Below are 25,304 nucleotides of genomic sequence, written 5' to 3' on the forward strand. Positions count from 1 at the left end.
TTCAGTTCTAGACAGTTATATCCTGATTGTTAGATTTATTAAACAGCTTGATAACATTTCATGAATAAAAAACAATTTTGGTACACAGCATTACTTTCATCATTCACGATGGCGCTTATTATGTCTGGTGTACTGTCAGGATATAAAATCGGGTTTAGTAGCGAATGGCCTGCAAACTGGCTCAACAGCTTCCTTATTGCTTGGCCGTTAGCGTTGTTACTAAACCTAACCGCCCTCCCTCAGATCAGGAAACTGGCATTCTGGTTAGCAGAACCTAAAGTTTCATGTGACATAAAAGCAAAAAACCGAGCCTAAGCTCGGTTTTTCATTATTGGATTTCAGCGTTGTGGTAAACCTGCTGAACATCGTCACAGTCGTCTAGTAGATCTAGGAACTTCTGGAACTTCTCTGCGTCTTCACCTGAGATTGGGCTTTGGTTCTGAGGAACGAAAGTGATCTCTTCAACATCAAGAGTTAGGTCTGGGAATGCTGCATTCAATGCCGTTTTCACTTTGAAGAACTCTGTGTTTGGAGCAAATACAGTGATTACGCCGTCTTCAAGCTCGATATCCGTTACGTCAGCATCTTCCATCATCAATGCTTCTAGTACCGCTTCTTCATCGTCGCCTTTGAACTGGAATACTGCTTGGTGATCGAACATGTGTGCAACAACACCAGGAGTACCGATTTTAGCACCAGTCTTAACGAAGCATTGGCGTACGTCTTGGAATGTACGGTTGCCGTTGTCTGTTAGACAGTCAACAATCACGCTTACACCGCCAGGGCCAAAACCTTCGTAACGAGCTGGTTGGTAATCTTCACCGCCGCCGCCACTAGCTTTATCTAACGCTTTTTCAATAACGTGTGCTGGTACTTGGTCTTTTTTAGCTTTGCTGATCAGATGGCGTAGAGACAAGTTCATGTCTGGGTCGATACCACCATTCTTTGCACAAACGTAAATCTCTTTACCGTATTTTGAGTAAACTTTAATTTTTGCGCCTTGAGTTTTCGCCATAGAGGCTTTGCGCACTTCGAAACTTCTTCCCATCGGGATGTTCTCTCTAGTTCAATTTAATGCGACGGATTCATGCAGAAAGTGAGGTTTCTGCTTAGGTGGGCATTACATGACGCCCATAACCCTTTTGTATTTGTCCACCGACTGTTGAAACCATTCTTTATCTTGTTCAGAAGTCAGAGTGGTTAGATGCTTAGTAATCTCTTCCGGTCCGCCTTTTGCCTGCTTCATTTTCCAAATCAAAAAAGAAGCCTGTTTATCCAGTTCTATTTTGTTTTTCTCATTCGCATCAAGCAGAGCAAGGTTGAAAGACATTAGTAAACCCACAGTCGATAAAAACATGGGGCGAAATATAGCATAGGAATGGCAAAAATTAAGAGTCAAAAATGTCGGATTCTATGACTTTCGTTACTAAGCGTACAAAAAAGTGAATTAGGTGAAAATTTGATATTAGGTCGAATACCCACAAAATAGAAAGGGTGGCCAAAGCCACCCTTGTAAACCTAGCAAGTGAGTATCTTAATGAAGGAGTCCTAGTTCCTTTGCTTCTTCAATAGACAAGCCACTTTCACGGATCTCTCTTAATGCTTCAATGCGACGACGAGCTTCCGCTGATTTTTGTTTGCTTACTGGAATCTGAGTATCAACTTCTTCTTTGAAGTCCCACTTTTCTGTGATGCCAGTGATTTCATCATGGTTAATAGAATTAATGGACATTGTAACCTCCGAACAAACCATGCAAGGACATGTAATCTGTAGCAAAGGACCAAATCGGTGTTAAGTACATTTGAGCAAGAATGTGATTCAGGCGATAGTTCAGAAATCTAATTTATAAATATCTCAATTATATTTTGTACCAACTGAAATCTGGCAGTACATTTAGAGAATTCACTGCGAAAAATCCAACCTGATCCAGCGCAAATTTTCTCTCTCCAAAGCCCCGTCATTTCTCGACATTCGCTATTTATCTCTTATCAAAAAATGTTCAGAAATTGCTTACTATTCACGCCTTTTCATAAAGCATTTTTAACTAAGAAACCCTCTGTATTTTTCATTGGAGACTCGCTATCCGGAAAAATGATCAAGGTAATGTCGATAAACACGAAAGCATGATCATGGAAGATTGATCAGATAACTCAAATTTCAGGCAAAAAAAATCGAGTCCTTGGGGAGAACTCGATAAAAAGTATTCAGAATGAATGTAACAATATGAGCCAATCTTTAAATTCATCAGATAGGGCAAAAGGTTGTCTATTCGCTTGTAACTTTAGCCAACAAGCTCGGGGATATTGTCAGGCATATGTCAGCGTTATGTTTAAAGTCTGTTCATTTGTTGAGTTAAATCCCAATAGCCACTTCATCAAGTGCTCTGAACACAGATTCATCCAAATGTCCGTCAAAAACCTGCTTACAAACTTTTCTTCTAACCGCTAGACCAGAGATCAAACGTTCGATCGAAAGATGCTTGTTCTCGTTCTGGGTGTTATACAGCTCGATCATCTTACTCAAAGTCTCATAAGGTATGACTTGATCATCCACTCGTAGCCAATCTAGCTTGTCAATCAACTCTAAGCACTCTTCTCTGATTGATGAAGGTGCGTGTCCGGTCATAGCTGCTAACGCGCTTATACTGCGTTCTAGGGCTTCTGACGAGGTGTACTTAGATAAAGTAATGGTGATCTCATCAGCATTGATTTCAACTAAGTGCTTACGCTGTTTTACTCGACGTCCCAATTTGCCTCTTGGAGAGGGTGATTTACGTTGGATAGGTTCAAATTCACCATCGATGATCTCAGAGAGTTCAGCCAACTTCTGTTTCGATACCATTTCATGGCGAAGCGGGTTCGGCAAGGTTGGCGCCATATTACGTTTACCGGCATTCGTCATCTTCGCTCGTGAATATCGTAAAACTTCTTCAACATCGCACTTGATATCCACTTGGTAATCGACAACTTTCCCTTTATCGATCGAGGTAGTGATCGTCAGATGGTAACCCCAGAGGTTAACAACAAACAGATCGTCATTGCCTTTGCCATCAGAGAGACGTTTCAGTTCCCTGATCAGATCCATTGAGAATCTGCGCCACTCGATATTGCGCGCAAGCTTCTGATTAAGTTCGCTTAACATCATCACGTCTGTATGTCGGCGTGACATGCGGCTTCTGAAGTACGAATACAGCTGGAAGACCAGTGTGTGTTGCTTCAGAATTTCAGGCGGGAACAGGAAGAAGTAATCACGAGTCATCAGCTCTTCGAAAAACGAAGGCTCCCAAACCAGAATGTACAGATTCGGTTTGATCCTGATTTCACCATCACTTCCCTCTGTTGGCGCTTCTTCTGAAGCGGTGATCGTTCTCGCTAAGAAACGGAACCGATCACTCTTAAAGCCTTCAGGCATGTTCTCGCTTAACCAGCGCCCTGTTAACTCATGCAGCTGGAAGTCGGTAAATTCGATACGATCAATACTGTCGCGAATAGAATCACGCGCAGGGCCACTGTCTTTCTTCCCTCTTAATGAAAGAATGTCTGTGATGTAGAGCGGTGTCTTGTTTGGCACGTGGCTGGCATTGAGCTGATAATCTTCATGGTGATGATCATGGTATTGTACTGTAAGCGTAAACAGAGCAAACAACGTCATAAGATCATCAACCGTCATGATGTTCTTTGATGAACGAGTCTCGATTACCGCTCGGGTACCAGAAATAGAAACCATTGATTTTTGGTAGCTTTTTCGTGTTCTTGGTGGTGCCAACGCTTGATCAATGATCCCTGCCCAGTTTGTTGGTGAAACAACGAACTGCTCGGTTTCATCTTTCATCGCTGGTGGCGTATTGAGTCCATGTTCATTAAGCAGTCGTTTATTGACCTGTGTTTGAGCAAGCGCTTTAGAACGTTTTTGCTTTTCTGATTGCTTAACAGATTCAGTTACTAAGCTTGTGGAGCCCAATACAGAAATAAGCTGGTTTGGATTAATAAAACGGTGAAGCATGGTTTTACCAGCTAGGCCTTCTTCAAATCTCACTGGGATTTGTTGAAACAAACCAATACTGACAGCCGCCCGCAGTCTTTGCTGAATGGCTGCTCGTGTCAGTTGACCATCGGTTGCATCGATCAATTCCGTTGTTGATACCAATCCATCTTTACTGCTAAAGCCACGAAGTGAGATAAGATTAAGCAGTTCGATAATACTTTTCGTCACACCCTTAAAATGTTGATACTGCTCTATCCAATCGATCGCAGATTCAGAAACGGCAAAAAGATGTCCATCTTTGTGGCTTCTGGGTGCTTTGATCAGTATTTTTTCTTCTGATGCCATTATTAGATCTATCCCACACTAACCGTAATATCGCTATAGTTCCAAAAGAATAAAGAAAAAAAGATCATAAATAAAGAAAAAGTTATTGCTCTTAAATAACTGATCTTTTTGATGATAATGATTAATAGTGATTAGAGTGATCATATGATCTGAGTGAGATTTTACTTATAACTCACTGTATTTAATATAGATTTGTTTTTAGCTTTCAGAAGCATGATCATAACTTTCCCGAAACCATGATCATTAACTCTTTGAAAGCATGATCAATATTATTTAGAACTATGATCATGATGATTTCGAATGAATGATCAAAGCAAATCTCAAAGCATGATCATGGTGGGTTCACAAGTTATCCACAGTTCGAATCTGTATTTTATTGTTCCACCATTTTACATCGCCGTTTTTAGACGAAATTGAGTTGGACGCATGATCAAGGATTTCAAATAAAAGCCATTTATTGAACGAATTTTCATCGTATAAAATGGAAATGCATATTCAACGAACACTCGGTGTACAAGCGTTATTCATAGGGAGTCGTCGAAAGCATGATCATGGAATATTTCATATCCGACCGTTGTCGTTCTAATTTGCAATGAATCGTATACCTGTACCATCGAAATTGACTAAATCCCCTACTACAACTGACATGTACCGTAGTTTGGTCGTTTTTTTTCATGCTTCCGAACGATGTATATCTCTTGATCATTGATCCGAAAATGGATCTTCAGATCAAATATGTTCGTTGAAGAAAATCACTAACCAGAATCCTTGATCATCGTTCCTGTTGTGTCTGAAATCTTCGGAACTATGATCATCATTTATACCTTGATCATGCTTCCTTATTTATTTTTGATAAATATATTACTAAGTAAGCTGCCTGATTCGTTACTTATTTTCTTGGTCAAATAACTTTGATAGATAATCTCCCAGTTGAATTTACACCTACCGTAATTTATTCGCTGTCTTTAATCGTTCCGAGAGAATCTAAATAGATTTTAAAGTTAATCTCCGGTTTACATTGTAAATAAGTGACACTGTAATATTTTAAATCTAAAACGGTTTACCTAACTTTGTGCGAGTAAATAAACGTTGTAATCAGACTCACTTTTGACCATTTCATCGCTCATTCATTTAAATGATACTATTCTGTCAATTTAATGTGATTTTTATCTAAAAGTGATTGTTCACCTTTTTATTGTAAATTAAGCTCAATGCTGTACAATCTTTTGCAAGAAACTAATAACGGAAATTGGCTATGAAAAGAGAACAAACAATCGATAATCTCTACAAACTCGCCGAGCAAACACAACAGGTGCAGTCTGACCGTATTGAGATTGTTTTAGAAGAACGTCGTGATGAGCATTTTCCTCCGATGTCAAAAGCTTTGATGGAAACTCGCTCTGGTTTAACTCGACGTAAGTTGGACGAAGCGATTGCCAAAATGGAAGAAGCTGGCCACCAATTCACTAAGAATAACGCTAACCATTACTCCATTTCTTTATCTGAAGCTCATATGCTCATGGATGCGGCGGGCGTGCCTAAATTCCATGAACGTAAAAAGAATTCTGAAAATAAACCGTGGATTATCAACGTACAGAACCAAAAAGGTGGTACGGGCAAATCAATGACAGCGGTTCATTTAGCCGCTTGTTTAGCTCTGAATTTGGATAAACGCTACCGCATCTGTCTTATTGACTTGGACCCGCAAGGTTCATTGCGTTTGTTCTTAAATCCACAAATTAGCGTGACTGAACATAGCAACATTTATTCTGCAGTCGATGTTATGTTGGACAACGTTCCTGAAGATGTAGAAGTGGATAAAGAGTTCTTGCATAAGAATGTACTACTTCCAACCCAATATCCGAACTTGAAGACCATTTCTGCGTTTCCAGAAGATGCGATGTTCAACGCGGAAGCGTGGCAATACCTATCTCAAAATCAGTCTCTTGATATCGTTCGTCTGTTGAAAGATAAGCTGATTGATAAAATTGGTGATGATTTCGATGTCATCATGATTGATACCGGTCCACACGTTGACCCTCTGGTATGGAACGCTATGTATGCGTCTAATGCCTTACTCATTCCATGTGCGGCTAAGCGCCTAGACTGGGCTTCAACGGTTAACTTCTTCCAACATTTGCCAACGGTCTACGAGATGTTCCCAGACGACTGGAAAGGCTTGGAATTTGTTCGTTTAATGCCGACTATGTTTGAAGACGACAACAAGAAGCAGGTTTCTGTGTTAACGGAAATGAACTATCTGTTGGGTGACCAAGTCATGATGGCAACCATTCCACGTAGCCGCGCATTTGAAACGTGTGCAGATACCTATAGCACTGTATTTGATTTGACTGTGAGCGATTTTGAAGGCGGTAAGAAAACCTTAGCAACCGCGCAAGATTCTGTTCAGAAAAGCGCGTTAGAGCTTGAGCGTGTTCTTCACAGTCATTGGACTTCATTAAATCAGGGGTAAGTAAGTTATGGCAATTAAGACATCTGATCTGAATGCAAAATTGTTTGGTAAAGTTGATAAGCGCCGTGCAACTACGCCTAAAGAAGCTCAGTCAGCAGCGAAAGAACAGGCGCAAGTTATTGAGTTAGCCGTTGCTGGTGAACAAATGGTGACGTTCGAGCTGATGCGAATTCCTGCTGCAGAAGTTGAAGCGAAAACCCAAGTATTCGCGGCAAATGCTCGTGAACAAAGCTTTTTAAATGAGCACGCACTGTCTGACATTCTAAGCACGTTACGTGAGCGTGGGCAGCAATATCCGGCTGTTGGTCGCCGTATGGCTGATGGAACTATTGAAGTTCTTGATGGTAGCCGTCGCCGTATGTCGTGTATTCTGGCTGAAAAAGAGTTCCTTGTTTACGTTGCGGATGACATCAATGCAGAACATGCGAAGTTTTTGTCTGATGTGGCGAATGCTCATAAGCCTCTTTCTCTGTATGAGAAGGGTAAAGAGATGCAAGCTAAGCTGGATAGCGGTGAAGCTGAAGATCAAAAAGCACTGGCAAAGATGTTCCAATGTAGTGAAGCTCTTGTGAGTGGTGCTCTGAAAGCTGCGGCGTTACCTCTAGAGTTATTGCAAGCCTACCCTAACGTGGTTGAACTGGGACGCCCGACTATTGTTAAACTGCATAAGCAATTTAATGAGCTAAACGACAAGCAACGTTCTGCACTGTTAAACAAGTGCCACGAAGAAGAAGGCTTTGTTTGGCAGCGTTGTCAGTCACAAGGTGTTGCTCGAATCACAAAAGAAGTGACGGAAACTTTAGAAGAGTGGATTCACGATTTGGTTCCGCCAAAACGTGCTGTCAGCAACAATGTTGACTTGATTAAGGGACGTGTGAGTTATGCGCGTAAAGGCAATAATCTGACCTTGAACCTGAAGAAAATTGACGATGCTTTGATGACGGATATTCTCGAGTTTTTAGAAAGTAAAATCGACTAATAAAAAATCCCGCGAGTTTCGCGGGATTTTTTTATCTAAGCATGTTTAAAACAGGATTAGTTTCTTAGACGTTGCCAGTATTTCTCGTAAATCGCTAGCGCTTCTGGACCTACGTCGTTAATGAATTCACCGTTCGCGATATCTTCGTCCGTCGGGAAGATAGTGGTGTTGTTTTTTAGCTCATCCGGTAGCAGTGCTCGGCCAGTTGTTGTTGCCGAAGCGTAGCCCAAGCTGTTAACGATTTCAGCCTGGTTATCTGCTTGATACATGAAGTTAATAAACTTGTGCGCCAATGCTTTGTGTTCACTTCCTGACGGGATAGTAAAGTTATCCATCCACAACACAGAACCTTCTTTAGGGAACACGAATTTAAGTTCTGGCATATCCACTTGGCCTTGATATGCGTTACCATTCCATTGCATACCGACAGAAGCTTCACCTGACACGTAAGGAACGTGTGGTGCATCTGAGTTGTACAGTAGAACGTTATCTTTAAGTTCTACTAGCGACTGATACGCTTTTTCGATCTCTTTTTCGTTCTTGGTATTGATGCTGTAACCGTTTAGTTTTAGCGCCATACCGAATACGTCACGGATGTCATCAATCAACATAACTTGTTGAGCGTATTTTTTATCCCATAGATCAGCCCAGCGAGTTACGCCTTCAGGAAGAGCTGCAGAGTTGTAGCTCAAACCTGTCACACCGAAGATGTATGGTAGAGAGTATTTGTTCTCTGGATCATGAGCTTGACCAAGTAGTGCTGGCAGAGCATCTTTCATATTTGGAATTTGGTTATGATCTAGTTCTGCAAGCAAGCCTTCACGGCCCATCTTCTCAATAAAATAAGCGGATGCGAAAACAACGTCATACCCTGTACCTTTAAGAAGCTTGAGTTTGGTATACATTGACTCATTGTTCTCAAATGTTGAGTAGTTAACTGTTACGCCTTCTTGCTCTTCAAATTTTTTGAGCGAAGTTTCTGGCAGATAGCCGCCCCACGCATAAACGTTTAGCGTCTGCATTTCTGCACTTACTTGAGCAGATCCAATTGTTGCAGCTAATACCAATCCTTTGATGAAAGTCTTCATTAATAATCTAGTCCTGACAGCCAGTACCATACTGGGGTTCAAATGAATAATTAGGCAAATTGTTTGCTCAATAAAGCAAATATAATTTATCGTCAGGGAAAATTTTTTTGACCTTAAATAGTTAGAGCCAACAAGGCTTTATATACAAGCCTGAACAGAGCTTATTGTGTAATAGTGGGGTGTGTTACCATACGATTACTTTCACTGATTGCGTAAAGTTATGTCTTCTGAAACCACTCAATTTGTACCTTATTTGTTGTCATTACGTCAGCTTGCTCTCAAGCACCAATATCGCTTTGGTGTGATTTTGCAAGGAGCGCAAGAATGGAATCATTCGTTGATTCAACATTGGCTGAAAGATTCAAATGGCAATACCGTTTTCCAACTTGGTGGTGATGCTTTTGATGGCGTCCGATATGTTACGTTTAATAAAGGCCAGCAATTGTTGGGGCAAGAGTGCGATCTTCTGATTTGCGATTTGTCCTCCGGATGGGATGCAAACAGTTTTAGCGCCGCACTGGGAACGCTTATCGGTGGTGGGATTTTGCTTGTGTTAGGTGCAAACACTCTTTCTGAAAATCCTGCAGAAATATGGCTAAAAAAAGCTTTAGACAATTTGATTGTGATGTCTCCAGACATTCAACCTTCCCTACCCTCAGTGTCTAAAGAAGCGCATAAGATTGATTATTCTCAGCAGCAACTCGCGGTCGATAATATAGTCACAGTCGTGACAGGACACAGAAAACGCCCACTGATTTTGACCGCGGACAGAGGACGAGGCAAAAGCAGTGCGTTAGGGATGGCGGCTGCAAAGCTAATGTCAGAACGCAATATTCGTATTGTTGTCACAGCTCCAAGCATGGCTTCTGTCAGCCCTGTTTTTCATTTTGCGCAAACCTTGTTAGCGGGTTCATCTGGCCAGAAAGGATGGGTTGAATATGAACATTCTAGTCTAGGGTTCATTGCGCCAGATGAGTTATTAAGAAGTCGATTTGAATGTGATTTACTCTTGGTTGATGAAGCTGCCGCTTTGCCATTACCCATGTTGAAACAGATGGTAAACCGTTATCATCGTGCTGTGTTTTCATCAACCATTCATGGATACGAGGGTTGTGGGCGAGGTTTCTCTTTGAAGTTTCAATCGTGGCTAAAGGACGTTCGTCCAGACATGAAGCTACAAAACATGACTCAGCCAATCCGCTGGAGCCAAGGTGATCCGCTGGAAGCATGGCATCGAGCCAGCTTTTTACTCGATTTTGAATTCCAACCTGTCAGTGATGAAGTTAACGTTGAAAGCCTTCAATTCAGTCATGTCACTCAAAAGAACCTGTTGGATAACCCTTCATTACTCCATCGCATTTTTAGCTTGCTAGTTAATGCTCATTATCAGACGTCACCGAATGATTTATTTCATTTATTGGGTGATGAAAAAATGTCTGTGTACACAGCAACGCACCATAATGTTTTGCTTGCATGTATTCTAGCGGTGGAAGAGGGGACGTTAGACGAATCTCTGATTGAAGATATCCAACTTGGAAAACGAAGACCTAAAGGTCACTTATCTCCCATCACCATTGCGAATCAACTTGGTTTCGCGCAAGCAGCGGTACAAAGCAGTCAACGAATCATGCGTATTGCGGTTCATCCAGATGTACAGAATCAAAGCATCGGCTATAGGTTGGTAAAAAACTTTGCTTTGCAGAGCTCCAGTGATTACCTTTCGACGAGTTTTGGGGCTACCTCGGCTTTGGTGAATTTCTGGCGAAAATGCGGCTTTCAAACCATAAAAGTCGGCTCTCAGCGAGATCAGGCAAGTGGTTGTTACTCTGTGCTGATGGTAAAAGGTGAAAACATCTATTGGCTTGAGTTGGCGAAGCAAAGACACGCACAGCACTTTGAATTTGAATTATCTGATTCTCTGCAAGAGATGGAGCCTGATTTAGTTAAAACCTTGCTTAGCGAAAATCTATGTTCTGATACACAAGCGCCCATCTCTCTTATTCACAATTACGCGCTTGGTGGTTCAAATTATGAAAGTGTCGCCGTGTGGTTGCGGTCATTCGCTTTTTCAATTGGAAGAGAGCGAGTAACATCTCTGTCGGAGCTGTTTATCTCAAAAGTCGTTCAGCGATTATCGTGGACGGAATGCGCCGAGAGACATCAACTTACGGGCAGAAAGCAAGTTGAAGCGTATATTAGAAAAGAACTACTAGCGTTAATCGACGATTTACACTGTAAACTGGCAAAGTAATATCTTGCGTGGCAACTTTACAGTGTAAATTGAATTTATCTGTCTGATTTATATGGTTTTTAATTGAAAATTGGGTTGTTTAATCTATCTGTCATCATTGCTTGATCAACTGGCATTGGTTTTGCGATTAAATAACCTTGATATGAACAAACATTGAGACGCACGAACGCCTCAACCATCTCTTGGGTTTCAATACCTTCAATAGTCATCTCCATCTTCTTGTTTTCACACAAGGTCGACAAAAATTGCAGATATTCAAAAGCTTCGCTTTCGATGAGAGATTGATTAGCGAGCTCTCGATCCACTTTTAATAATTTGAATGGAAGTTTGAAAATAGAAGTAATGGAGCTGTAGCCCGAACCAAAGTCGTCCATCGCCAAGGGAAAGCCCATGGTGTTCAGCTCATTGAGTCCTTCTAAAACTTGTTGGTTGTTATCGATAAGAACCGATTCAGTTAATTCCAAAACTAAGTTTTCAGGCTTGGCGTTTTTCTCGCGAGTTATTGCTAACAGCTTATCCGGAAATGTCTCTTTCAATAGTTGCAGAGCAGAAATATTGACGTGCACTTTCAGATTGCAGTTCCAAGTCTGATTGTATTGCACGATAAATTCGGCTGACTTAGAAAATACTTTTTTACCAAGTAGAGAAATAAGACCGAGAGCCTCTGCTACCGGAATGAATTCATCGGGAGGTATAAAACCAAATTGTTCTGTTTCCCAGCGAGCGAGTGCTTCAAAGGATTTCAACTGGCCGCTTTTGGCATCAACGATAGGCTGCAAATGTATCGAAATTTCATTGTTTTCGATCGCATGCTTGATATGGTTTTCTACATAAAAGTACTTGTCGACTTCTGGTTTAACTTGGTCGTTATAAATCACCCAATTGAGTTTCGATTTTTCAACCGCATACTCGCACGTCTGGTAGGAGGAATTAATAATCTCTTGTGATGAAAGGCTGCAATTTCGGCAAACGTATATACCAATATACGCATCACCAAAATAAGAAACATTGTTGCGAGTGGTCGTTTTGAAGAGATGGATAAATTCGTTAGATAGCTTACCCAGTTCTTCGTCGGATAATTCTTCCGCAATGAGTACTGAAAAGGTATCTAAGCTGCTTCTATAACACTGGCATTCATAACGGCTAAATAGGTGGAAACACTCTAATAAACTCGCTATGAAATCGGTCAGGATGAACTCGCTGTACTGACTGACGTACGACTTAATGCCGGAGAAATGAATGGTTACCATCGTAACGCTGGAAGTGCGCTTGGATAAATCTAACGTGAGCTTATCCTTGTTTGGAAGACCTGTTAGTTTGTCAAAATAAGCTAATTGCCAAATTGATTCTTCCAGCTTTTTTTGTTCAGTGACATCTTTATGGTTACCGACCATATATTCACCGGAATCATCCACCTGATTGATTCCGGTACCTTCGATCCAGATGTAATTACCATCCTTCTTTTTTACTCGGTATTGGGTAATGACGCGGCTGTTATCACCAACAGCTTGAACGTGAGTAGTCACATTACTGCTGAAGGGTTTTCTATCTTCTGGGTGTATTAACTGAATCCAGTTATCAAGAGTGGTTTGGCAGTCAATGTCGAATTGTTCATAAAAACGTTGATTGTAGAAGGAGACCTGCCCATCAGGCGTCATCATCCATAAACCTTCTACGGCTGAATTAAACATGTTGTTAAAACGTCTTTGGATCAATTCATCCATATCAAGGGATATCCTTTCTCTCGCTGAATGCTTACGTTTACAGTACGGTAGACGTACATGATACAGGTGTTACATGATTTATATCAATTACATTAATATCATTAATGTGGTCGGGTTAGCTCATATTGTGCGGTGAATCCGGTTGTTGCTAGTTTCAACACTTATGGATAAGGTGGCTCAAGTATTGCTTGTATAAATGAGTACGGCCTCTGCAATTTACACTGTAAAGGCATGTATGGCAGGTGTATGACTTTTAGGGTGATTTACGCCTTAGTTTGAATATATGGATGTTTGGTATACGTCTCAGTTTCGATACACTGGAAACCAAGGTTATGTGTACCGTAAAGGTTTAGTTGTATGTGGAAGGATGTCATTACGCTCACGGACGATAAAGCTCGTGTAGTCGCTAAATTAACGGATAGTAATTTCGACAAGAAAGAGTTCACTCAGGAAAGTTTGATGAGTGCGCTACAGCATCTTGACGCTTCTAAATTCTATTTAATGGAAGATGAAGTAACGCGTTTCATCAATTGCGCCAGTGAAGGCAAAGGTGAAGCGTACGAAGGTATTGTCATCGCGGAAATACGTAACGCAAGCTTATCAGTAGTACTTAGCGAACATGACATGATCGCAAGTATGGTTGTAACCGGCGCCTACGGTGGCCGCGGGCTTCAAAGTAGTGAAATTATCCAAGCTTTGGCGGACGCTAACGTGGTAAAGGGCATCAACAAAGCGGCATTGAAGAAAGTCTTCGTTGTTAGCAATAAGTTGGCTGGCGGTGAGACGTTTACTCAGCCTGTTGCCCAAGGAAAAGAAGCAATAAATGGTAAAGACGCGAAGTTCTTGCCACTCGTTGAAGATGTCAACAAGCGAGTTCTTGCTCCTCAGTCTGTAAGAGGTCACGACAAAATAGATATGCGTGATTTAGGCGAAACCATTACCGTTAGCGAAAACGATCCAGTCATGCGCCGCCAACCTGCAACCAAAGGTGAACCCGGTTTCACCGTTCAAGGCAAAATTCTACTTCCTAAACCTGGTGTCGATGCTGCATTAGTGGCAGGTAATGGTACTCATATTAGTCCTACCAATCCTAATCTACTGTTGGCATCGATTAACGGTATGCCAGTGTTTCGTAATAAAACCATCGACGTCGAAAACGCGATTTGCCTGAACAACGTCAGTGTCGCAACAGGGCATGTGAAATTTAAGGGCAACGTAGTGATCACTGGTGATATCGAACCGGGGATGATTGTACGTGCTACAGGGTCGGTTACGGTCGGTGGTTTTATTGAATCCGCCGATGTTCAGGCGCAAGGTAATATTGAAGTTGGTAAAGGCATCATCGGTCACACCGCAACCGAAGGTGAAGAAAAGAGTTGTACGGTTAAATCGGGAAGCTCAATTAAAGCTAACTATGCTCAATATGCAGAGCTGCAAGCTGGCGAAGACATTCATCTAGCTGTACACAGCATGGGGAACGTTATTCGCTGCGCTAAAGATCTCGTTGTTCTTGATGAAAAAGAAACTCAAGGGACATTAAGCGGTGGCACCGCGAAAGTGGGCGGAAAAGTGGTGTGCCTCAACTTAGGTGTTGAGGGTGATACCGTGACTCACCTTGAAGCGTTTGCCAATTTTAACCGTTTAAAAGAACGTTTAGCCAGCCATAAAGATCAATACAAACAAGCTCAAGAAGGTACGATGGATGCCATTCGTAAAGAACTGGAATTCAAGAAACGTCCTAAAGCTGAACGTACCGAAGAAGAAGAACTTGAGATTAATGATAGAAAAGAAAAAGCCAATGAACGCTTAGAGAAAGTAAAGAACGCGCTTGATTTGCTCAATGAAGAGTTCGAACTTGCTATGGCTGCCAACACGGTAGAAGTGAAAAGTAAGGTGTTTACCCATGTTACGGTTCAGTTTGGCGAAGAAAAAGTCACGACTAAACGAGTTCGTGGCCCGTCTATATTTTCTTTCAATCAATATGAAATCCAAGTGTCTTCGAAACTGGAAGATGAAGACGTTGGCGTTTAAATCTTGAGTTGAAAATAAATCAGGGTTGAAGACTAAAAAGGGGAGCATTTGCTCCCCTTTGTTGATCGATATCTGTATCTATTTACGATTAATTTACTGCCCGTATCTTGCCGTGTTTAAGATCGTTGAGAACCATAGACTTCGGTCCATCTGCAATGATAGTACCTTTCTCCATAACAATTACGCGGTCAACCACATCCAGCATTGATGTTTTATGTGTAATCAGAATCAAAGTCTCAGTTGGCGTGAGCTGTTTCATTTGATTCTTAATGTGCATTTCAGAGCGATTATCCATCGCGCTGGTTGGTTCATCCATTAGCAATACTGGTGGGCGACCCAACAACGCTCGTGCAATTGAAACCGCTTGGCGTTGACCTCCGGATAGTAACAAACCACCCTCACCAACTTGGCGTTCTAAACCTGCAGGATCTTGTTGGGTAAATACAGTGACACCTGCTCGGTTAGCCGCATCCATGACTTCTCTGTCGTCCACCAGCGGGCGACCAAGGGTTATGTTGTCTCTGATCGTGCCGTAAAACAGAACGCTCTCTTGAGGCACACAGCCAATGTTACGACGAATATCTATGTGATGAAGCTGCTGAATATCCGTATCGTCAATGCGCACATGGCCTTCAGTCGGTTGATACAAGCCCATAATTAAGCGTTCCAAGGTCGTTTTGCCCGAGCCTATACGGCCTATAATCGCCACTTTCTCACCCGGATTAATGGTCAGACTCAAATCACGAATCGACGCAATCGGAGAATCAGGGTAGTGGAACGTCACCTTATCCAGTTCAATTTTTCCTTGAATCATCGGACGGTGAATATAGCGTTTCCCTTCTTCTTGTTCATCCGGCATTGCCATAACTTGTTCGATGATTTTCAAGGAGGCTTTTGCTTGGTTATAGCGGGTTGATAACAGAGATAACTGAACCATAGGGCCAATCGCGCGGCCGCTCAGCATGGTTGCCGCAATAAGGCCACCCATTGTCAGGTTTCCCTGCGCGATAAGGTACACGCCCACAATAATCATCCCAACGCTCGAAGCCTGCTGAACCAAACCTGCTGTGCTTTGAATACCATCCGTAATTCTGCGACTTTTGATATTCCAGTTCGCCATATGGGAAATGGCTTCTTCCCAGCGGTGTTGGAACTGACCTTGTGCGCCGAACAGTTTCACCGTTTCAAGACCTGCCAAACTCTCAATCAGGTTCGCGTACTTTTGAGATGCAAGGCGAGAGCCTTCTTCTATCGCTCGACGAAGAGGAGCCTGAATAAGCAGAGAATAAATGATCAGAATACACACACCGATAATCGGTACGTAAACCAGATCCCCAGCCATTAACCAAATAATGATCAGAAATAGAATCGAAAACGGCAGATCAATCAGCGAAGAAATGGTCGCTGAAGTGAAGAACTCTCTTATGGACTCAAATTCTTGCAGATGGCGAGCAAATGCCCCCACTGATGGCGGACGAGATTCCATGCGAATCCCCATCACTTTACTGAACAGTTTTGAGGAGATGAGAATATCCGATTTCTTACCTGCGATATCAATAAAGTAGTTGCGAAGCATCTTCAATGTGAAGTCGAACAGGAAGATGACAAACACACCACTTGCCAACACCCACAAGGTTTCAAAAGCGAGGTTAGGAAGCACTTTGTCATACACTAAACGGGTAAACATCGGCGCTGCGATGGCAAACAGGTTTATTAGCAGCGATGCGAACATCACATCACGATAAATACGCTTTGATTGCCAAATTGTGCCCCAGAACCAGTGTCCTTCACGAGTTTTGAGAATTTCAGGTGAACGTTCATCGTAGCGAAATTGCTTTTTCACCATGAAGTAACGACCAATAAAGCGGGCATTCAACTCTTCTAACGGGTACGCAATCGGCACCATGCCGGACTCAGCGGTAACAATCTCGGCTTCTTGTTTCTCTTCGTTAATGCTGTTGAGAACACAGGCTTCATTTCCCCGCAGCAGGAGAATCACAGGGAAAACTAAGCGAGGGATCTCTTTCAGAGTCGAACGGTTTTCTTTGGCGATAAGCCCCGCACGCTCTGCTGCGCGGGGGAAAAGAAACGGTGTCAGCTTGCCATCTGTCAGCGGTAATCCATTGATTAACGCATCAGGTGAATTCGCCAATCCATAATAACGACTCACATAGACCAGTGAATTAAGTAGCGTATCTTGCATTAAACTGACCTTTATCCTTATTTATCAACGATGAAACCTTGGAATACTTCAATAAAGTGTTCCGATAGGAAATCCAACTGAGCCTGAGTTTCAACGCGTGAAGCGATGGTCTTAATACCTAGGTTATGCGCAGTTCTTGAAATAGAGGTTAAAGTGAACTTTTGCTTCTCATCGTCTAAGTGGTGAGTAAACAAATAATCCAGTTTCACGTATTTAGGTCTAAATTCGTTGATGTAATCCAAAGACTGGAAATTACGTCCATAGTTATCGACACCAAACTCAGCCCCCGCAGAGCGAATCGCATTGCAGAACAGTGCCGTATGATGTGGCGCATTGATAAAACAGCTTTCTGGTATCTCAAAGTGGAGCAGGGCGCAAACTTCTTTATGTTTGGCCAGTTTTTGCGTGATCCAGCGGATAAAGCTTGGTTGTTCAATACTGCTTTGAGCGATGTTGATCGCCAGCGGCGCGTTAAACTCGTTCGCCTCTAGCTTCTCAATCATTTTATCAATGACGTATTCATCGAACTGGTGGCTCGCATTTAACTGTTCAAGAGCAAACAGATATTGGTTGGCCGTATAGCGCTGTTCGCCGTTATCAATCGCGGAGAACACTTCACGGTGGAAGGTCTCACCCCAGCCATCATTCGCTGCCTGAAAGCGGTATTGGAACCAGTCGTTGTGCATGGCTTCTTCAACCAGTGCTTTCCACTGTTGTTTACCCATGATGACTTGGTCTGATTCCGCTTTGATAAAGCCATATTTCACTTCCGCATTGGCCTTAGAAGCCGCGACCGCGTTATCAAGCAACGAAAGTATCTGTGTTGAATTTTTCTTACTCTGGTTATGCACAATGCCCAGATAGACTTTCTCTTGAGTCATGCCTGTAGGGTCTGCACTGATATCCTGAACGCAGCCGAAGATACTCTCAGCGACCATTTTCAGTTCGCCTTCGTCCATGTTCGGCAGAATGAAACCAAACTCATCGGTAGAGATACGGGCAATGGTGGTGTTTGGTGCGGAAAGCGTGACTTTTAAATGTTCAGCTAAGTTACCAATCATGCCATCTCCAGCTTCATAACCCTTATCATCGTACAACTCTTTAATAAATTGAGCCTGAAGAATGGCAACGCCACCAATTGCGCTTTCTGCCAACCAGCTATTAAGTTGGTTCATGTAGTACGCACGGTTACCTAAATGGGAAACCGGGTCGATGTAAGCTCGCTCACGAAGTTGTTGAGCTTCTTGTGCTTGCGCTTTGAAAGACTTTTCAACTTGTGCCGACATGCTGTTAATACCTTCCACCACAGAAATAAGATCTTTGGTTTTTGGCAATGGAAGCGGGTCGCCAAAGTAGTTGCGAGCTACTTGTTCCATCTTATTGACGATCATTTGTAGTGGGCGAAGTGCGCGTCTGACGATGACTGAAATTGCAACTAAACCCGCAAAGAAGATCGCGCCGAAAGCAATGCTTAGACGAATAAGTGCGTTCCATAACTGCGAATAAGCCTCACCAGGGTGGCTGATGATTTCGACTTCTGCCAGTTGCATCCAGCCACTGGTGACAACGCGTTGGTCATGAATCGGTTGAAACAAGTTTAAATTAGTAAACCACTCAGGAACCGAACTTGGTTTGATAGGGTAGGCACGTTCAATCTGTTGGTCGTCGTCGAGAAACTTCAGCCTAACAAGAGAGTAGGTACTTCCATCAAACAGCGCATTGATAACAGACTCAACCGCGACGGTGTCTTTCTTCTCAAGGTAAGGTGCGAGAGCTAAACCAACGGTATTGATCGTATTACTCACTTCAGAGCGTTGTTGCTGCTCTAAGTTGTCACGAGTCGTGTTAAATTCGATAACGAATACCGAAGCTAACAGCAGAACAAATACAGTTATCATCCCTGCGACCAGTTGTTTATATAGTGTCATAGTACCTACTCATCGTAACTGATTAGTGGTTTATTCAGTTTAAGAGAGCGCTCGCGAGCGCGTAAATCATTCCAAAGGCTAAGACGCGAAGAGTCACCAGCAAGCTGGCCGTTCTTAGATTTCATTAGCCACAAGTTTTTACCGTTGAAACTGTATATAGGTAACAAGTCTCTACGAGTTGAAGCGGGTTTTATTTCGCCGTTGATATTGTCCAAAATCAGCGGTTCGGCATTCGGTGTTGAGTAGTAGGCAAGAACCATGTGGAACTGGTTAAGTTCAATGGCTTTTACGTACACGAGACGCAGTTTGATATCCGATACGCCAAGTTCAAGCAGGGAGAAATACTTCGCAATCGTGAAGTCTTCACAGTCGCCTGCGTTACTGCCGAGAAATTCCAACGGTGTTGCCCAGTAATCGTTTTTACCCCATAGCTGGATATCGTTAACGAAATACAGTTGGTTAAAGAAGCGGTTAACTTGGGTTAGTTGTTCTTTTTCAGACAAGCCTTTATAACGGGTCATTTCTGAACGCCAAGTCGCCACGCGCTTACCCGCTCTTTGACCATAGGTCGCAGAGACAGCATCAATCCACTGTTGCTCCTGTTTACTGAGAGCCAGTGATATGGATGAGGTCATTAGGATAAGCGTTGCAGCTAGCCAGCGCTTCATAGCGTATCCCAATCACTATTGTTGAAATGGGTAAGTGTGTGCTTGAGCATTCAGTATCATTCCCGCAAGGCGTTTGTCTTTGCTCTAAGAATTGGTTCAAGTAGATACTCCATCACTGTTCGTTTGCCAGTAATAATGTCTATCGAAGCTGTCATACCCGGAATTATGGGTAGGTTTTCATCGTGACCAAACGAAGTCTCAGTGGTACGTACTCGAACCAAATAGAAACTGTTGCCTTCTTCATCTTGAGTTGTATCGGCGCTGATATGTTCTAGTGTGCCTTCTAAACCACCGTATTTAGTAAAATCGTAAGCGCTGAATTTCACAATGGCATGTAAATCAGGGCGTAGGAAAGCGATGTCCTGTGGAGCTATCTGTGCTTCCACAAGCAGTGTGTCTTCTGTCGGTACTATCTCGACGATGTCCATACCCGGCTGGATAACACCGCCCACGGTATTTACGTTGAGAGTTTTTACCGTCCCCGTGACAGGCGAAACCACCACAGTTCGGTTTACACGGTCTTCCAAACCCACCGCAGATTCTGTCATTGAAGAGAGCTTGTCCTGCACTTGGTTAAGTTCTTGTTGCTGCTGCGAGCGGAATTTCTGGGCGGTATCAATACGGCTTAACATGGCTTCGCGAATGTTAGACCTCAATACTGGCACTTTGAGTTCACTTGAAGTGAGCTCTCGACGAGTGTCGTTCACCTGACGTTGCAGTTTCAGAAGCTCAATTCGTGGTACCACACCTTCATCGGCTAACGGTTTAGTGATTTCCAGTTCTTTGTTGGCAAAATCATAGCTTTGTCGAAGGTTTTTGATTCGCGCCTGAATCTCTATCAGTTCTTGCTGCTTCTGCTTAACTTGCTGTGTCATTACAGAAATTTGGTTTCTCAAATTGTCCAAATCTTGTTGATATTCCGCGCGTTGACGAGCCACCAGCTCAGGCTGGGTATCTTTGAGCAGGGGAGGGAAGGCGAGTTTGTTGTAATCAATACGAACGCTGTTTTCCCAATTGTTCTCAGAAAAATCTTCGTCAATGGTAACGCTGGAAAGCGAGGCAGAGAGCTGAAGCACGTTTGCTGTTAAGTTGGCGACCTGCTGTTCACGTTCGCGGAAATCTGAACGGAAGCGAGTGTCGTCAATTAGGATCAGTTGTTGACCTTTTTGAACTTGTTCACCTTCGCGAACCAAAATCTGTTTTACCAGACCACCTTCCAAGTTTTGGATGACCTGAACTTGAGAAGAAGGAACCACTTTTCCTTGTCCACGGGTGACTTGATCGATTTCGGCCCAAGATGCCCATGCAGAAGCTGCGATAAAGAAAGCGATCATCACCCAAAGCATGACCCTCGCACTACTCGGAGTGTTTAGAAGCAGTGCGGCTGTTTGGTCGTCGACATACTCGAGTTCTGTCGCGGAGAGCTTATTGTAACTACTCTTGCTCATGGTGTTCCTTGATGTTGCGGTTCGTAGCTAATCGCTTATTGATTTACCTATAAGAATAAATGTTAATTATGGAATGCGTATAGCTATTTCCATTTAATTTTTGAATTCATTCGTTTTTTCGATAGATTTGTTGAATTGTTAGCTTGCTTATTTGGTCTGTGTGTTGTTTTTCTTAACTTTAGTTAAGATCATAATTTCTCGCCGTTGAAGTTTATCTACTGGTGAATCGCTTGAGTTCTGTAGCAGTTCAGAGGACAATCGGCAAAAAAATACGAGGAGTAGAAATGGATCTTTCAGATATTCGCCGTGAGTACATTCAAGGTGGTTTGAGACGTAAGGATTTGCTTGCTGATCCCATTGACCAGTTCAACTTATGGTTACAACAAGCGATAGATGCCAAATTAACTGACCCGACAGCAATGACAGTTGCGACTGTTGATCAAAATGGTCAGCCTTTTCAACGTATTGTTCTGCTGAAAAACCTAGATAAAAATGGTTTTGTTTTCTACACCAACTTGGGAAGCAGAAAAGCACAGCATATTGAACACAATAACAAAGTCAGTATCCATTTCCCTTGGCATCCTTTAGAAAGACAAGTTCATATTACTGGTACGGCCGAAAAATTGACCGCATTAGAAAACATGAAGTATTTCACTTCTCGTCCCAAAGACAGCCAAATTGCCGCTATCGCTAGCCATCAAAGTAGTCGTATTTCGGCTCGCGGTATTCTCGAAGGTAAATATTTAGAACTGAAACAGAAGTTCGCCAACGGTGAGATTCCAGTGCCGAGTTTCTGGGGTGGATATCGAATCAGACCTGAAAGCATTGAGTTTTGGCAGGGCGGGGAACATCGTTTACACGACCGTTTCTTGTTCAGCAAAACAAACGATGAGTGGACGGTTGACCGTTTAGCACCGTAGTTATCTGACACAACAAAGGGCATCATCTGATGCCCTTTGTTTTTGATTGTGACTATGCTCACAACACATAATGATGAGGTTCATCCTGCCGTTATTAGCCAGTATTGTATGGCGCAATAACTCCTGAAAAAGTATTGGGCTATGAATCTAGACCGTGTGGATCAACAAATCCTACGCATTTTACATACTAAAGGCAGACTGCCAGTGGTTGAACTGGCAAAGTTAGTGAACCTCACCACATCACCTTGTTCTGACCGAGTTAAGAGACTTGAAAAAGAAGGGTACATCAAAGGCTATCACGCGGAATTAAATCCAGATAAGTTAGGCTTAGATGTGCAAGTGTTTATTCATATTCGTTTAGACCAAACCTGTTTTTCTATTTTTGAACGCTTCGCTCGTGCAGTGGAAGATATTCCCGAGATTGAATCTTGTTATTCTCTATCGGGTGATTTCGACACCATGATTAAAGTTCGCGTAAAAGACATGAAAGCTTACCAAGCGTTTATGTCCGGACGACTCGGCACACTGCCGGGCGTAATTCAGACAAGAAGTGAGTTTGTGATTGAAGAACACAAGACAAGTTTTGGCATCAACCCAGAACTTCTGTCCACGTTATAACACGGACTGGTAGGAGATATTATGAACCGAGTATCCGCTGTAGAAGCTCAATGGAAAAAACTGCAAGTAACTGAGCTAGAAGTACTGCATGCGCAATACAGCCGTCTTCGCCTTCAATATGCTAATAACCCTTCACCAAGCTTAGATCAGAGACTGCAACGCTTATCAGCGTTAAAAACTGCCTTGTTAAAAGAAAAGAAAGCCTTAGTAGAAGCTCTCAATTCAGACTTTGGCTTCCGACCTCATTTTGACAGTACGTTTTGTGATTTATTACCAGTTATTAATCAGATTAAGTACACCCAAAAGCACCTTAAAAAATGGATGAAGCCATCGCGCCGACACGCCGGTTTGTTGGTTTTGCCGTCGAAAGTTCAAGTGCATTATCAACCTTTAGGTGTAATTGGAATTGTGGTTCCTTGGAACTTCCCTGCCATGCTGAGTTTGTCTCCGCTTGTTACTGCTATCGCGGCGGGCAACCAAGCGATGATTAAGTTTAGTGAATACACGCCTGCAACCAACAAGGTACTGACACGAATTATCAGTTCGTTAGGTGATATTGCAGTGTGTATTGAAGGGGATTTAACCATCGCCACTGCTTTTAGCTCTTTGCCGTTTGACCATTTGCTTTTCACAGGGTCAACTCCGGTAGGTAAAATCGTGGCGCAATCTGCGGCGAAAAACTTAACTCCGGTAACCCTTGAGCTGGGTGGTAAATCACCGGCGATTATCGCTCCGGATGCAGACTTAGTGCGTAGCATTGACAACATTATGCAAGGCAAAGCGATTAACTCTGGGCAGATTTGCATTGCTCCAGACTATGTAATGCTACCGGAAGAGAAGGTTGAGCAGTTTGTTGAGCTGTATCTGAAGCGTTTTGCTAAACGTTTTATCAACAAACATGGCGTACTGGATTGTGCGGGTATCATTAATCAAGCTCAGTTAGAGCGTCTGCAAAGCTATCTTGACGATGCCAAACAGAAAGGTGCGCAGATTTACACTGTAAAACAGTCGGTTGAACTGAAAGCCACACAGATGGTGCCAAGTTTAGTAACTAATGTCACTGACGATATGTGGCTGATGCAAAATGAAATCTTTGGTCCAATCTTACCCGTCATTGGTTATAAAACCATTGAACAAGCACTTGAAAGAGTGAACTCTCATGCTCGCCCGTTAGCTCTCTATCTGATGACAGATGACAACGATATTGCTGAATATGTTCTCAAGCACACGCACAGTGGCGGTATGTGTATCAATGATACCTTAATGCATGTTGCTGCAGATTCCGCACCATTCGGTGGTATTGGAGATTCTGGTATGGGGCACTATCACGGAATTGAAGGTTTCAAGACCTTTACCCATGCTAAAACGGTGGTGCGTTCGTGGAGTAAATTGCCGCGCAGTTCTTGGATATTGAGTCATCGTAAATCGATTTTGTATCTTCTCAATCGTTTCTTGATTCGCTAGTTAGAACTCTACCAATATATAAAGGCGCTTAATGCGCCTTTTGTCTTTTAAAGACCTCCGAAACTGACTTTTCTAACCATCCCATCGCGCATTTAGCTCCTCGTACTATTAGTCGCTTGTACTCTCCACACCTAGAACAATCAGCCGACAAAGGCTTGTTGTAAAGCAGACAATGTTTGATTGTTGCTTCTAACACTAATTGCTAATTGATTGAAAAATCGTTGATTTTCTGATGGTACAGATCTCGCAATAACGACCGTGAGTCTAATTTAACAAGGAGATAGACCATGGCAATTCGTCAATGTGCAATTTACGGAAAAGGCGGCATCGGCAAGTCCACTACCACTCAGAACTTAGTGGCAGCTCTGGCTGAAGCAGGTAAGAAAGTAATGATTATCGGTTGTGACCCTAAAGCGGACTCAACTCGTCTCATCCTGCACTCAAAAGCACAAAACACCATCATGGAAATGGCAGCGGAAGCCGGTACGGTTGAAGACATCGAACTAGAAGATGTATTGAAAGTCGGTTATGGCGATGTTCGCTGTGTTGAATCAGGCGGTCCAGAGCCAGGCGTAGGTTGTGCTGGTCGCGGTGTTATCACAGCAATCAACTTCCTCGAAGAGGAAGGCGCGTATGAAGATGACTTAGATTTCGTTTTTTACGACGTATTGGGTGACGTTGTGTGTGGTGGTTTCGCGATGCCAATTCGTGAAAACAAAGCGCAAGAAATCTACATCGTATGTTCTGGTGAGATGATGGCAATGTACGCTGCAAACAACATCTCTAAAGGTATCTGCAAATATGCAGCGACAGGTAGTGTGCGTCTTGCGGGTCTAATTTGTAACTCACGTAACACAGACCGTGAAGATGAACTCATCATGGCGCTGGCTGAGAAAATCGGTACGCAGATGATTCACTTTGTACCTCGTGACAACATCGTACAACGCGCTGAAATTCGTCGTATGACGGTTATCGAGTACGACCCAACTTGTAAGCAAGCGGACGAGTATCGCTCACTTGCTTCTAAGATCATCAACAACCAAATGTTTGTTATTCCAACGCCAGTGACAATGGATGAACTGGAAGAGCTATTGATGGAATTCGGTATTCTTGAAGAAGAAGACGAGTCAATCATCGGTAAAACAGCGGCAGAGCTAACAGCGTAAGTTAAGCACTGAT

General features: G+C 42.8%; 19 protein-coding genes. 9 read left to right on the forward strand and 10 right to left on the reverse strand.

Going from position 1 to position 25,304, the window contains the following annotated elements; genetic code table 11:
- Positions 1 to 60: 60 nt before the first annotated feature.
- Positions 61 to 315, forward strand: coding sequence for a DUF2798 domain-containing protein (locus HKI82_RS01850; RefSeq protein WP_102939866.1), 255 nt, complete (start codon positions 61 to 63; stop codon positions 313 to 315).
- A 13-nt stretch (positions 316 to 328) separates the two neighbouring features.
- On the opposite strand, the gene HKI82_RS01855 is transcribed toward HKI82_RS01850, so the two are convergent.
- The 4 genes from HKI82_RS01855 to HKI82_RS01870 form a co-directional block, all read right to left on the reverse strand.
- Positions 329 to 1,048, reverse strand: coding sequence for a YebC/PmpR family DNA-binding transcriptional regulator (locus HKI82_RS01855; protein ID WP_171137028.1), 720 nt, complete (start codon positions 1,046 to 1,048; stop codon positions 329 to 331).
- Between the two features lie 72 nt (positions 1,049 to 1,120).
- Positions 1,121 to 1,330 carry a DUF3283 family protein gene (locus HKI82_RS01860; protein ID WP_042479545.1) on the reverse strand — a complete coding sequence of 70 codons (210 nt, stop codon included), beginning with the start codon at positions 1,328 to 1,330 and terminating at the stop codon, positions 1,121 to 1,123.
- Between the two features lie 204 nt (positions 1,331 to 1,534).
- Entirely contained in the window at positions 1,535 to 1,732 is a 198-nt protein-coding gene (locus HKI82_RS01865; RefSeq protein WP_042479543.1) for a PA3496 family putative envelope integrity protein, read from the reverse strand.
- A 621-nt stretch (positions 1,733 to 2,353) separates the two neighbouring features.
- Positions 2,354 to 4,330, reverse strand: coding sequence for a replication initiator protein RctB domain-containing protein (locus tag HKI82_RS01870; protein WP_042479542.1), 1,977 nt, complete (start codon positions 4,328 to 4,330; stop codon positions 2,354 to 2,356).
- A 1,255-nt stretch (positions 4,331 to 5,585) separates the two neighbouring features.
- Between HKI82_RS01870 and HKI82_RS01875 the strand changes: the two genes are divergently transcribed.
- Both HKI82_RS01875 and HKI82_RS01880 read left to right on the forward strand, forming a co-directional pair.
- Positions 5,586 to 6,803: an AAA family ATPase gene (locus HKI82_RS01875; RefSeq protein ID WP_102939864.1), complete on the forward strand. Its 1,218-nt coding sequence runs from the start codon at positions 5,586 to 5,588 to the stop codon at positions 6,801 to 6,803.
- A 7-nt stretch (positions 6,804 to 6,810) separates the two neighbouring features.
- On the forward strand, positions 6,811 to 7,782 hold the full coding sequence (locus HKI82_RS01880) for a ParB/RepB/Spo0J family partition protein (protein ID WP_102939863.1): 972 nt from the start codon (positions 6,811 to 6,813) through the stop codon (positions 7,780 to 7,782).
- Between the two features lie 56 nt (positions 7,783 to 7,838).
- On the opposite strand, the gene HKI82_RS01885 is transcribed toward HKI82_RS01880, so the two are convergent.
- Positions 7,839 to 8,870: an ABC transporter substrate-binding protein gene (locus HKI82_RS01885; RefSeq protein WP_171137029.1), complete on the reverse strand. Its 1,032-nt coding sequence runs from the start codon at positions 8,868 to 8,870 to the stop codon at positions 7,839 to 7,841.
- A 220-nt stretch (positions 8,871 to 9,090) separates the two neighbouring features.
- Here HKI82_RS01885 and HKI82_RS01890 point away from each other — a divergent pair, with 220 nt between their 5' ends.
- Positions 9,091 to 11,121: a tRNA(Met) cytidine acetyltransferase TmcA gene (locus tag HKI82_RS01890; protein WP_171137030.1), complete on the forward strand. Its 2,031-nt coding sequence runs from the start codon at positions 9,091 to 9,093 to the stop codon at positions 11,119 to 11,121.
- A gap of 59 nt (positions 11,122 to 11,180) precedes the next feature.
- Here HKI82_RS01890 and HKI82_RS01895 read toward each other — a convergent pair whose 3' ends face one another.
- Positions 11,181 to 12,845, reverse strand: a complete 1,665-nt coding sequence (locus HKI82_RS01895) for an EAL domain-containing protein (RefSeq protein WP_171137031.1) — start codon at positions 12,843 to 12,845, stop codon at positions 11,181 to 11,183.
- 357 nt (positions 12,846 to 13,202) lie between these two features.
- Between HKI82_RS01895 and HKI82_RS01900 the strand changes: the two genes are divergently transcribed.
- Entirely contained in the window at positions 13,203 to 14,876 is a 1,674-nt protein-coding gene (locus HKI82_RS01900; RefSeq protein WP_171137032.1) for a DUF342 domain-containing protein, read from the forward strand.
- 88 nt (positions 14,877 to 14,964) lie between these two features.
- Here HKI82_RS01900 and HKI82_RS01905 read toward each other — a convergent pair whose 3' ends face one another.
- From HKI82_RS01905 to HKI82_RS01920, 4 genes are read right to left on the reverse strand one after another with little or no spacing between them, the layout of a single operon-like run.
- On the reverse strand, positions 14,965 to 17,079 hold the full coding sequence (locus HKI82_RS01905) for a type I secretion system permease/ATPase (protein ID WP_102939858.1): 2,115 nt from the start codon (positions 17,077 to 17,079) through the stop codon (positions 14,965 to 14,967).
- Between the two features lie 17 nt (positions 17,080 to 17,096).
- A complete protein-coding gene (locus HKI82_RS01910; protein ID WP_102939857.1) occupies positions 17,097 to 19,007 on the reverse strand; it encodes a bifunctional diguanylate cyclase/phosphodiesterase in 1,911 nt (636 codons plus the stop codon).
- 5 nt (positions 19,008 to 19,012) lie between these two features.
- A complete protein-coding gene (locus HKI82_RS01915; protein ID WP_102953274.1) occupies positions 19,013 to 19,675 on the reverse strand; it encodes a transglutaminase-like cysteine peptidase in 663 nt (220 codons plus the stop codon).
- Positions 19,676 to 19,731: 56 nt separating this feature from the next.
- The gene (locus HKI82_RS01920; protein ID WP_102939855.1) at positions 19,732 to 21,123 is read right to left on the reverse strand and encodes an HlyD family type I secretion periplasmic adaptor subunit; all 1,392 of its coding nucleotides are present in this window, start codon (positions 21,121 to 21,123) and stop codon (positions 19,732 to 19,734) included.
- Between the two features lie 284 nt (positions 21,124 to 21,407).
- On the opposite strand from HKI82_RS01920, the gene pdxH reads away from it, so the two are divergent.
- The 4 genes from pdxH to nifH all read left to right on the forward strand — a co-directional run bounded on the left by pdxH (position 21,408) and on the right by nifH (position 25,291).
- Positions 21,408 to 22,043, forward strand: coding sequence for a pyridoxamine 5'-phosphate oxidase (gene pdxH, locus HKI82_RS01925; protein WP_102939854.1), 636 nt, complete (start codon positions 21,408 to 21,410; stop codon positions 22,041 to 22,043).
- A 141-nt stretch (positions 22,044 to 22,184) separates the two neighbouring features.
- Positions 22,185 to 22,661: an Lrp/AsnC family transcriptional regulator gene (locus HKI82_RS01930; RefSeq protein WP_171137033.1), complete on the forward strand. Its 477-nt coding sequence runs from the start codon at positions 22,185 to 22,187 to the stop codon at positions 22,659 to 22,661.
- Between the two features lie 21 nt (positions 22,662 to 22,682).
- Positions 22,683 to 24,125 (forward strand): coniferyl aldehyde dehydrogenase, encoded by a 1,443-nt coding sequence (locus HKI82_RS01935; RefSeq protein WP_171137034.1) that lies wholly within the window; start codon positions 22,683 to 22,685, stop codon positions 24,123 to 24,125.
- A 287-nt stretch (positions 24,126 to 24,412) separates the two neighbouring features.
- Entirely contained in the window at positions 24,413 to 25,291 is an 879-nt protein-coding gene (gene nifH / locus HKI82_RS01940) for a nitrogenase iron protein (protein ID WP_102939852.1), read from the forward strand.
- The last annotated feature ends 13 nt before the right edge of the window (positions 25,292 to 25,304 follow it).

It is taken from the genome of Vibrio plantisponsor, assembly GCF_013041605.1.
Taxonomy (GTDB): Bacteria; Pseudomonadota; Gammaproteobacteria; order Enterobacterales; family Vibrionaceae; genus Vibrio; species Vibrio plantisponsor.